This window comes from Nakamurella sp. (genome assembly GCF_048594475.1).
Taxonomy (GTDB): Bacteria; Actinomycetota; Actinomycetes; order Mycobacteriales; family Nakamurellaceae; genus Nakamurella.
Map to the genome: position 1 here is coordinate 1 of NZ_JBMDXT010000212.1, position 10,448 is coordinate 10,448.

A 10,448-nucleotide genomic window follows, 5' to 3' on the forward strand; every position below is an offset into this window, starting at 1 on the left:
TCCGCACGGTGTCGGCCTCTCTTCGGTGAGTCGGTCCTCGCGCCTGGTGGATCCGGGTCAGCGTCCCACGTAGGCGGCCAGGTGCTGGCCGGTCAGCGTGGACCGGTCGGCGACCAGCTCGGCCGGGGTGCCCTGGAAGACGACCCGCCCGCCGTCGTGGCCGGCCCCCGGCCCGAGGTCGATGATCCAGTCGGCGTGCGCCATGACGGCCTGGTGGTGCTCGATGACGATCACCGACTTGCCGGCGTCGACCAGCCGGTCGAGCAGACCGAGCAGGTTCTCCACGTCGGCCAGGTGCAGACCGGTCGTCGGCTCGTCGAGGATGTACACCCCGCCCTTCTCCCCCATGTGCGTGGCCAGTTTGATCCGCTGCCGCTCCCCGCCCGAGAGCGTCGTGAGCGGCTGACCGAGCGTCAGGTAGCCCAGGCCCACGTCGGCCAGCGCGGCCAGGATCTTGTGCGCCGCGGGCAGTTTCGCCTCACCCGCGGCGAAGAACTCCTCGGCCCGGGCGACCGGCATGGCCAGCACCTGGCTGATGTCCTGGCCGCCGAAGGTGTACTCGAGCACCGCGGCCTGGAACCGCTTGCCCTCGCAGACCTCGCACGGCGTCGCGACGCCGGCCATCATGGCCAGGTCCGTGTAGATCACCCCGGCGCCGTTGCAGTTCGGGCAGGCCCCCTCGGAGTTCGCGCTGAACAGGGCCGGCTTGACCCCGTTGGCCTTGGCGAAGGCCTTCCGGATGGGTTCGAGCAGGCCGGTGTAGGTGGCCGGGTTGCTGCGCCGGGAACCCTTGATCGCCCCCTGGTCGACGGTCACGACCCCCTCCCGGGGGGCCAAAGAGCCGTGGATGAGCGAGCTCTTGCCGGAACCGGCGACACCGGTGACCACCACCAGCACCCCGGTGGGCACGTCGACGTCGACCTGGCGCAGGTTGTTCGTCCGCGCGCCGCGGATCTCCAGCGCGCCGGTCGGGGTGCGCACCGTCTCCTTCAGCGCGGCGCGGTCGTCCAGGTGGCGCCCGGTCAGCGTGCCCGAGCCCCGCAGCTGCTCGACCGTGCCCTCGAAGACCACCTCGCCACCGGCCGTTCCGGCCCCGGGACCCAGATCCACGACGTGGTCGCCGATCGCGATGGCCTCCGGCTTGTGCTCGACCACCAGCACGGTGTTGCCCTTGTCCCGCAGCTGCCGCAACAGGTCGTTCATCCGGGCGATGTCGTGCGGGTGGAGCCCGATCGTCGGCTCGTCGAAGACATAGGTCACGTCGGTCAGCGAGGACCCGAGGTGACGGATCATCTTGGTGCGCTGCGCCTCTCCGCCGGACAGGGTGCCCGACGGGCGCTCCAGGGACAGGTAGCCCAGCCCGATCTCGACGAACGAGTCCAGGGTCGCCCGCAGCGCGGTGAGCAGCGGCGCCACCGACGGCTCGTCCAGCTCGCGCACCCACTGGGCCAGGTCCGAGATCTGCATCGCGCAGACCTCGGCGATGTTCAGGCCCCGGATCCGGGACGACCGGGCACCCTCGTTGAGCCGGGTGCCGTCGCACTCCGGGCAGGTCTGGAACGTGATCGCCCGTTCGACGAAGGCCCGGATGTGCGGCTGCATGGCCTCGACATCCTTGGCCAGGAAGGACTTCTGAATCTTGGGGATGAGCCCCTCGTAGGTCAGGTTGATGCCCTCGACCTTGATCTTGGTCGGCTCCTTGTACAGCAGGTCGTTCAGCTCGCGCTTGGTGAACCGTGCGATCGGCTTGTCCGGGTCGAAGAACCCGGACTGGCGGTAGATACGGCCGTACCAGCCCTCCATCGAATAGCCCGGGACGGTCAGCGCGCCCTCGTTGAGCGACTTGTCCGCGTCGTACAGGGCGGTGAGGTCGAAATCGTTGACCCGGCCCATCCCTTCGCACCGCGGGCACATGCCGCCGGTGACGCTGAACTCGCGGCGCTCCTTGATCTGCACGCCCGCCTTCTGCACGGTGACCGCACCGGCACCGCTGATCGAGGCGACGTTGAACGAGAACGCCTGTGCGGAGCCGATGTGCGGCTCGCCCAGCCGGCTGAACAGGATCCGCAGCATCGCGTTGGCGTCGGTCGCGGTGCCCACGGTCGACCGCGGGTTCGCGCCCATCCGCTCCTGGTCGACGATGATCGCGGTGGTCAGCCCGTCCAGCACGTCGACGTCGGGGCGGGCCAGGGTCGGCATGAAACCCTGCACGAAGGTGCTGTAGGTCTCGTTGATCAGGCGCTGCGACTCGGCGGCGATGGTGCCGAACACCAGTGACGACTTGCCCGACCCGGAGACTCCGGTGAACACGGTCAGGCGCCGCTTGGGAATCTCGACGCTGACGTCCTTGAGGTTGTTGACGCGGGCGCCGGTCACCCGGATGAGGTCGTGGCTGTCGGCCGCGGGCCGCCCGGGGTCGGTGGCGGCGGTCGGGGCGCTGGTCATCGTGTCTCCATCCGTGCGGCGGCCGGCAACGTCTCGTGTCTACCGGATCGGTCCGACATCCGCGCCCGGGACCGGGCCTCGGCGGCCCGCCGCTGCCAGACCGGTGACCGCGGATCGGCGCACACGAGACGCGTCAGCCGACGTCGTTGATGCGGATCATGTTGCCCGACGGGTCGCGGAACGCACAGTCGCGCACGCCCCACGGCTGCTCGGTCGGCTCCTGCACCACCTCGGCCCCGCTGGCCTGCAGCGAGTCGAACAGGCCGTCGAGGTCCTTGGTGGCCAGGGTCAGCGCGCCGTAGCTGCCCTTGGCGATCAGGTCCAGCACGACCCGCCGCTCCTCGTCGGTGATCCCCGGGTCGGCGGCCGGCGGGTGCAGGACGATGGCCGTCTGCGGCTGGTTCGGCGGGCCGACGGTCAGCCAGCGCAGCCCCTCGTAGCCGACGTCGTTGCGCAGCTCGAAACCGAGCGTGTCGCACCAGAACGCCAGGGCGGCATCGGGATCGGTCTGCGGGAGGAACGCGTAGTGAATGGTGATGTCCATGCCGCCAACGCTAGCGACGGGCCGCCGGGTCGGGCTTCTCGATTCCTGATCGATTCCGGACCGGGCGGGTGACCGCCTTGGCCACGCAGGACGGCAGTTCCCCGGTCAGCTCGCCGGTCCCCCGCGCCGCCCGGTCCCGGTACACGCTGGGCGGCACCCCGACCAGTTCGGTGAACCGGGTGCTGAACGTGCCCAGCGACGAGCAGCCGACCGCGAAACACACGTCGGTGACGCTCAGGTCCCCGCGGCGCAGCAGCGCCTTGGCCCGCTCGATCCGCCGGGTCATCAGGTACGAGTAGGGCGACTCGCCGAACGCCAGTTTGAACTGCCGGCTCAGGTGGCCGGCCGACACGTTGATCCCCCGGGCCAGGGCCGGCACGTCCAGCGGGCGGGCGTACTCCCGGTCGATCCGGTCACGCACCCGGCGCAGCAGCACCAGATCGTGCCGTCGCTGCTCCTCGGGGCCGGTGCTCACCCGGCGATCGTGCCACGCCGCGGGGCACACTGGGCGGATGGACGACCCCGCCACCGTGGCCGACGTGCACCGGGTCGCCGCCGGCATGCCGCACGTCACCGTCTATCCGGGCGACACCGACCGGCCCGTCTACCAGGTCGGCGGCAAGAGCTTCGTCTTCTTCCGGAGCCGCCGGCCGGACACCGTCGACCCGGACACCGGTGAGCGGTACGACGACGTCATCGTGTTCTGGGTGGCCGGCGAGGAGGACAAGCAGGCGCTGCTGCAGTCCGGGCCGCCGTACTTCACCACCCGGCACTTCGACGGTCACCCGTCGGTGCTGGTCCGGGCGTCGCAGCTGGCCCGGCTGTCCCGGGCCGAGGTCACCGAGCTGGTCCAGGACGCCTGGTTGAGCCGGGCGTCCCGCCGCCGGGCCGGCCTGTGGCTGGCCGACCACGGCCTGCCCGACGACCGGTCGGGCTGACCGGCAATCCGGTTGACCGGCACCCGGCGGGGCCGCCACCATGGTCGCGATCGCCGGCGGTGATTCGTCATCGGCGAACCGCCGTCCGGACCGCGCCGTCCCCCGGAGAGTGCCGTGGCCCCAGTGACTCCCCCGCTCCCGGACGACGCACCGGCCGAGGTGCTCGACCGGGCGGGCGCCGAACCCCGCCGGCCCGCCGCGGATCCCGCCCTGGGCATCCCCGTGGCGGCGACGGCGCAGGACCGGCGGACGCACCGGATCGTCACCGTCGGCGACTCGCTCACCCACGGCTTCCAGAGCGCGGCCATCTACAACACCGACCTGTCCTACGGAGCGATCATCGCCCGCGAACTGGGCTGGGCGGACCGCTTTCGCTTCCCGAGATACCCGGGCCTGGGCGGCCTTCCGCTGAACATCGAGTTCCTGCTGCGGGAACTGGAGCTGCGGTTCGGCCCCTCGTTCAGCCCGTTGGAGGTGCCGCTGGCCGCGCTGCGGGCGCGCAGCCTGATGAACGACATCGAGGAGTACTGGGAGCGCGGCCCGGGGGCCGTCGTGCCGAACGTGACCGGGTTCAACCACGCCCTGGCGGTTTTCGCCTGGGACCTGTACGACGCGCGGAACGACACCTTCGCCTCCTGCCGGGAGTTCGCCGCCGACCCGACGAACAACCTGCTGATCCCGCTGGTGGACAACGCCCCGAGCCGGGCGGCGCTGCGGGTCTACCCGCACGGCGATCCCGAGGTCGAGGCGATGACCCTGCTGGACGTCGCCGAGGCGCTGGGCGACGACGGCGGCATCGAGACCCTGGTGGTCTGGCTCGGCGCCAACAACGTGCTGGGCAGCGTGCTGCGGCTCGAGCTGGTCTGGAGCCAGGACGACGGCTTCCAGGATCCGGCCCGCAAGGGCGAGTACACCGTGTGGGACCCCGCCCACTTCCGGATCGAGTACGACGAGCTGGTCGACCGGATCGAACGGATCGACGCCCGCACCGTCATCCTGTGCACCATCCCGCACGTCACCATCCCGCCGGCCACCCGCGGGCTGTACGACAAGCCGGCCGGGTCCGCGTACTTCCCCTACTACGCCCGGCCCTGGGTGACCGCCGACCGGTTCGACCCGGACGGCGACAAGCACCTGACGGCCGGGCAGGCGTGCGCGATCGACTACGCGATCGACCTCTACAACGAGCACATCGAGGAAGCCGTGCGGACCGCCCGGGCGGCCGGCCGCGACTGGTACCTGTGCGACATCGCCGGCGTGCTGGACCGGCTGGCGCACCGCCGCTACGCCCACGACCCCGCCGCCCGCCCGTCGTGGTGGACGCCGTACCCGCTGCCCGGCGCCCTGGCCACGGTGCGGCCCGAGCCGGACACCCGCTTCCTCACCGCCGACGGCCGGGGCGGCCGGGCCACCGGCGGGCTGTTCTCCCTGGACGGGGTGCACCCGACGACCATCGCCTACGGGATCGTCGCGCAGGAGATCGTCCAGGTCATGGAGCAGGCCGGCGTCACCTTCCGCACGCCCACCGGGGCGGTCCGACCGGGGCCGATCACGATCGACTTCGACCGGCTGATCCGCCGGGACACCCTGCTGACCGTGCCCCCGCAGAACATCGACTCGACGCTGGGCGTCATCGGGTTCCTGGACGAGACGCTGGACGTGTTCAGCCAGCTCATCCGCGGTCGGATGTGACCGGGCCGCGCTCAGCGCCCGCGGTCAGGGCCCGGCCGGCCCGACCAGGGCGTCGCGCCGCCCGGACCACGGCTTGTCCCAGCTGACGTCCTGCGCGCGCAACGGCTCCCCGCAACCGGTGCAGGTGTCGGCCGAGCGGGTCTCGGCGCCGCACGTGTGCATGATCGCCATGTGCCCGCCCCCCGGGGGAAGGTCGGTGTGCGCCTCGGCCCAGCCGGCCAGTGCGTGCAGCACCGGCAGCAGGTCGGCGCCGGCCTGGGTGGGCAGGTACTCGGCGTGGGCGCGCCGGGTGCCCTGGTACTCGCGGCGCACCAGCAGCCCGTCCCGGACGAGGGCGGCGAGCCGCCGGGACAGGACGGAATCGGCGATGCCCAATGTCCGGAACTGCTCGAACCGGCGCTTGCCGTGCAGCGCGTCGCGCATGATCAGCAGGGACCAGGGATCGCCGACCACGTCCAACCCGCGCCGCACGGGACACTGCTCCACGGACCAGTCCGACCGGAGCGCCATCGGGGACCCTTTCCGTGGGGCGGCTGGTGCTTGCTTGAAGAAAGCCAGTGTGCGTACAGTACCGCGATCAGCTGTCTTCCTTCAAGAAAGTGAATACCGTGACGCGGATCCGAGCGGCCGGCCGGCGACGATGGCACCCGGCGCTGACCGTGCTGGTCGTCTCGTTCCTGGCCCTCATCGCCGCGGCCGGCTTCCGGGCCGCCCCCGGACCGCTGCTGCCCGCCCTGCAGGCCGAGTTCGGCTGGTCGACGGCGGCCATCTCCGCGGCGATCAGTGTCAACCTGCTGCTCTACGGGCTGACCGCACCGTTCGCCGCCGCGCTGATGGACCGGTTCGGCGTCCGGCTGGTGACCACCTGCGCACTGGTCCTGGTCGCCGCGGGCAGCGCCCTGTCGATCTTCGTCACCGCGTCCTGGCAGTTGCTGCTGACCTGGGGAGTCCTGATCGGGCTCGGCACCGGCAGCATGGCGCTGGCCTTCGCGGCCACCATCAGCCAGCGCTGGTTCGTCCGGCACCGCGGCCTGGCCATGGGCGTGCTGACCGCCGGCGGCGCGGCCGGGCAGCTGCTGTTCCTGCCGGTGATCGCCGAGGTGGCGACGCGGACCGGCTGGCGCACGGCCTCCCTGGTCATCGCCGGGGCCGCGCTGGCGATCGTGCCGGTGCTGCTGCTGGTGCTCCGGGACTACCCCGAGCAGCGCGGGGTGGCGCCGCTGGGTGCCGATCCCGGCTGGCGGCCGCCGTCCCGTGAACACGGCCGGCCGGGCCGACGCAGCCTGCTGGCGCTCCGGCGGGCCGCGCGGGTGCCCTCGTTCTGGGCCCTGGCGGCCGCGTTCGCCATCTGCGGCGCCACCACGAACGGATTGATCGGCATTCATTTCATCCCGTCGGCGCACGACCACGGCATGCCCGAGACGGTGGCCGCCGGCCTGCTCGCCGTGGTCGGCATCTTCGACATCGCCGGCACCATCGGCTCGGGCTGGCTGACCGACCGGATCGACCCGCGGATGCTGCTGGTCGGCTACTACGCGTTCCGCGGCGTCGGTCTGGCGCTGCTGCCGTCCCTGCTGTCGGACACCATCGAGCCGAGCATCGTCGTCTTCGTGGTGATCTACGGCCTGGACTGGGTGGCGACGGTGCCGCCGACGGTGGCGCTGTGCCAGCGGATCTTCGGGGTGGACGGCACCGTCGTGTTCGGCTGGGTGTTCGCCAGCCACCAGGTGGGCGCGGCCGCCGCCGCCCTGGGCGCGGGGGTCATCCGCGACCAGACCGGGTCCTACACCCTGGCCTGGCTCGCCGGCGCAGCGCTGTGCGTGCTGGCCGCCGCCCTGTCCGTGGTCACCCGACGCCCGGCCGCGGACCGGCCGAGTCCCGTCGGAACGATGACCACCCCAGGCGCGCCAGCGCCCGCCAGCCGAGCAGGAACGCGGCCACCACCACCCCGGCCACGATGATGAAGCTCGGCGCGGTCCCCTGACCGGCCACCACCCGGGCGAGCATGCCGACCACGAGGGTGCCGCCCCAGATCAGCAGGCCTTCCGGGACGAGGCGGCGCGGGTCGACGCCGCGGCGGGCCGTCCGGCCGACCGCCAGGGCGACCAGCCAGCCCGTTCCCAGGCCGAGCAGGAACGGCCAGGCGGTCCCGGCCAGACCGCCCAGCACGCTCTCGCCGTGGCTGCCGCGACCGATGGCGGCGAACAGCAGCACGAGAGCGACGTCGACGACGAGGGCGATGGCCAGGTGTCCGGGGCGACGGGCGCCGGCGGTGCGTCGCGCGGTCGCCGGATCGGTGGGGTCGGTGCGGGTCACCCCTCGATCATGCCCAGCCGGACGGCCGGGCCGGGCGCAGGGTCGGCCACGCGGGGCGTCCCGGCGACCCGGAAAAAGCGGAACCGCCCGACGCGGGAGGCATCGGGCGGTTCCGGTGACGGCCCCCGGACGTGCGCCTCTCGGCGAGTGGTCGCTCTCGGCGACTGAAAGGGGTGGAGCCCGGGGCATGTTCGCGAGGACCGTCGATGTGGACAACGGCCGGACCCCCCGGATCCTTCCGCCCGCTCATGTGATATGGGTCACGTCACGCAGCGTCGCCAGGGGCCCCGCACTCGGACCGGGCCGCCCACGCCCGGCTGATAGATTCGCGGCGGCCGGAGGCGCTCCGGCACCCTGGGCTCGAGCGGCAGGCGGCGGACATGGCACGCGGGATCGTCGGCTGGATGCAGGCCCACGATCCCGAGGGGAACGCCGGGCGCAAGGCGATCAAGGTCGCGATCGCGGCGACCATCGGGGTCGTCATCGGCACCGTCGTGGGCAACGCCCAGATCACGTTGTTCGCCTCGTTCGGCTCGGTCGCCCTGCTGCTGTTCGCCGATTTCCCCGGCAACCGCGGCGCCCGGCTCGGGGCCTACGCCGGCCTGTACGGGACCGGCCTGGTCTTCATCACGCTGGGCACCCTGATGGCCCCGGTGCCCTGGCTGGCCGTCGCCGGGATGGCGCTGTTCGGCTTCCTGATCCTGTTCAGCGGCGTGCTCAGCGCCGCCCTGGCCGGCGCGTCACGGGCCGCGCTGCTGACCTTCATCCTCCCGGTCATGGTCCCGGTGCCGCTGACCGACATCCCCGGCCGCTGGGCGGGATGGACCCTGGCCGCGGCGCTGTCCGTGCCGCTGGCCGTCTACGCCTGGCCACCCAAGGACCATCGGCGGCTGCGGATCGCGGCCGCGGCCGCCTGCGGCGCCCTGGCCGACCAGCTCCAGGCGTGGTCGGACGGTGTCGACGGCGACGCGATCCGCCGGACCCACGACGCGGCCGGCGCGGCGATCGTCGAGCTGCGCGCGCAGTTCCGCCGCAGCAACGTCCGGCCGGTCGGCCTGACCACCGGCAGCCGCCAGTTGATGCGGCTCCCGGACCGGCTGGAGTGGCTGCACGCGGTGATCGACCGGCTGCCCGGGCCGGCGGACCGGCCGGAGGGGCGACGGACGGTCGCCGAGGCCTGCGTGGCGACCCTGCGGGCCGCCCGCGAGGTGCTCGGCCAGGACGACGACCGCCCGTCCTTCGCCGCCCGCACCGAGTTGGCGACCCGGCTGCGCGCCCTGCGGAACCTGCACGTCGCCAGCCGGACCTTCGCCCGATTGGTCGCCGACGACCCGCACCCGCACCGGGACGATGTCCATCCGGCGACCAAGCTCGAGCTGGTCTACACCACCCGGCTGACCGGGCTGACCGTGGGTGCGTCCGCGGCGGCCGACGCCCGGCCGCTGCTCGACCGGCTGCTCGGGCGGGCCACCCCGGCCGCCGGGACCGGCGAGATCCTGCCGGTGCGCCGAGCCCTGGCCGGCCACCTGAGCGTGCGCTCGGTGTGGTTCCAGAACAGCGTGCGCGGCGCGATCGGCCTGGCCATCGCGGTGACCATCGCCGAGGTGACCGAGGTGGCCCACGGCTTCTGGGTGGTGCTCGGGGCCATGTCGGTGCTGCGCACGACCGCGCTGACCACCGGATCGACCGCGCTGCGGGCCCTGGGCGGCACCACGATCGGCTTCGTCGTGGGCGCGGTGATCATGGTGGCGGTCGGCACCACCCCGTGGCACCTGTGGGTGCTCCTGCCGATCGCGCTGCTGGTCGCCGGCTACCTGCCCGAGGCGGTCTCGTTCGTCGCCGGCCAGGCCGCGTTCACGGTGCTGGTCGTCGTCCTGTTCAACCTCATCTCCCCCAGCGGCTGGGGGGTCGGTCTGGTCCGCGTCGAGGACGTCCTGTTCGGCTGCGCCTCGGCGCTCGTCTCCGGGGTGCTGCTCTGGCCGCGCGGGGCGGCCGCGCAGATCCGCCGCGCGGTCGCCGAGTTCTACCGCAGCGGCGCGCAGGCCCTGGTCGCCGCGGCCGACGGGTTGCTAGGGCCGGCCGGAGGGGCCGACCAGCCGGCGGCCACGGCGGACGCGTTCGGCCGCGCGGCGCAGGCCTCGTTGCGGCTGGACGACGCGGTGCGCGAGTACCTGTTCGAGCGGGGCACCCGCGAGGTCCCGCTGGAGGCGCTCACCCTGCTGTCCAACGGAGCGGTCCGGGTGCGCCTGACGGCGGAGGCCGTCGCCGAACTGCCGCCGGTCACCGACCCGGCGCTGATGCCCGCCGCCGATACGGTCGCCGGCGCCGCCGCCCGCACCCGGGACTGGTTCGAGCGGCTCGCCGGGCAGCTGGACCGCCCGGTGCGACGCGGGGCCGCGGGCGAGGTCCTGCCGGAGCCGCCGCCTCCGACGGCCGAGCCGGACGTGGTCGACGACGTGCGGCGCGCGATCGCCCGGACCGGTCCGGACGGCGAGGCGAGCGGCGGCGCCGAC

9 protein-coding genes are annotated in these 10,448 nt (G+C 73.1%); 4 read left to right on the plus strand and 5 right to left on the minus strand.

Features of this window, described 5'->3' with window-relative positions; all coding sequences use genetic code 11:
• Window positions 1-57 precede the first annotated feature (57 nt).
• The 3 genes from ACOJUF_RS09895 to ACOJUF_RS09905 form a co-directional block, all read right to left on the minus strand.
• Window positions 58-2,445: an ATP-binding cassette domain-containing protein gene (locus ACOJUF_RS09895; protein WP_420121689.1), complete on the minus strand. Its 2,388-nt coding sequence runs from the start codon at window positions 2,443-2,445 to the stop codon at window positions 58-60.
• A 133-nt stretch (window positions 2,446-2,578) separates the two neighbouring features.
• Window positions 2,579-2,989 (minus strand): VOC family protein, encoded by a 411-nt coding sequence (locus ACOJUF_RS09900; RefSeq protein WP_420121690.1) that lies wholly within the window; start codon window positions 2,987-2,989, stop codon window positions 2,579-2,581.
• Window positions 2,990-2,999: 10 nt separating this feature from the next.
• A complete protein-coding gene (locus ACOJUF_RS09905; protein WP_420121691.1) occupies window positions 3,000-3,464 on the minus strand; it encodes a helix-turn-helix transcriptional regulator in 465 nt (154 codons plus the stop codon).
• 37 nt (window positions 3,465-3,501) lie between these two features.
• Between ACOJUF_RS09905 and ACOJUF_RS09910 the strand changes: the two genes are divergently transcribed.
• Together ACOJUF_RS09910 and ACOJUF_RS09915 are read left to right on the plus strand one after the other, a co-directional pair.
• Window positions 3,502-3,927: an MmcQ/YjbR family DNA-binding protein gene (locus ACOJUF_RS09910; protein WP_420121692.1), complete on the plus strand. Its 426-nt coding sequence runs from the start codon at window positions 3,502-3,504 to the stop codon at window positions 3,925-3,927.
• Window positions 3,928-4,041: 114 nt separating this feature from the next.
• A complete protein-coding gene (locus ACOJUF_RS09915; RefSeq protein ID WP_420121693.1) occupies window positions 4,042-5,619 on the plus strand; it encodes a hypothetical protein in 1,578 nt (525 codons plus the stop codon).
• Between the two features lie 24 nt (window positions 5,620-5,643).
• Here the strand turns inward: ACOJUF_RS09915 and ACOJUF_RS09920 are convergent, their stop codons facing one another.
• Complete coding sequence (locus tag ACOJUF_RS09920) at window positions 5,644-6,129, minus strand: winged helix-turn-helix transcriptional regulator (RefSeq protein WP_420121694.1); 486 nt, start codon at window positions 6,127-6,129, stop codon at window positions 5,644-5,646.
• Between the two features lie 98 nt (window positions 6,130-6,227).
• Here ACOJUF_RS09920 and ACOJUF_RS09925 point away from each other — a divergent pair, with 98 nt between their 5' ends.
• Complete coding sequence (locus tag ACOJUF_RS09925; protein ID WP_420121695.1) at window positions 6,228-7,580, plus strand: MFS transporter; 1,353 nt, start codon at window positions 6,228-6,230, stop codon at window positions 7,578-7,580.
• Here the strand turns inward: ACOJUF_RS09925 and ACOJUF_RS09930 are convergent.
• Window positions 7,465-7,860: a DUF3054 domain-containing protein gene (locus tag ACOJUF_RS09930; protein ID WP_420121697.1), complete on the minus strand. Its 396-nt coding sequence runs from the start codon at window positions 7,858-7,860 to the stop codon at window positions 7,465-7,467. The two genes, ACOJUF_RS09925 and ACOJUF_RS09930, sit on opposite strands and share 116 nt — an antisense overlap.
• Window positions 7,861-8,315: 455 nt before the next feature.
• Between ACOJUF_RS09930 and ACOJUF_RS09935 the strand changes: the two genes are divergently transcribed.
• Window positions 8,316-10,448, plus strand: a 2,133-nt coding sequence (locus tag ACOJUF_RS09935) for an FUSC family protein (RefSeq protein ID WP_420121696.1), incomplete at its 3' end; no start/stop codon positions are given.

What these genes read in the sequence shown, in the direction of transcription:
- ACOJUF_RS09895 (WP_420121689.1), bottom strand. Translation starts at nt 2,445, where the DNA reads ATGACCAGCGCCCCGACCGCCGCCACCGACCCCGGGCGGCCCGCGGCC.
- ACOJUF_RS09900 (WP_420121690.1), bottom strand. Translation starts at nt 2,989, where the DNA reads ATGGACATCACCATTCACTACGCGTTCCTCCCGCAGACCGATCCCGAT.
- ACOJUF_RS09920 (WP_420121694.1), bottom strand. Translation starts at nt 6,129, where the DNA reads ATGGCGCTCCGGTCGGACTGGTCCGTGGAGCAGTGTCCCGTGCGGCGC.
- ACOJUF_RS09910 (WP_420121692.1), top strand. Translation starts at nt 3,502, where the DNA reads ATGGACGACCCCGCCACCGTGGCCGACGTGCACCGGGTCGCCGCCGGC.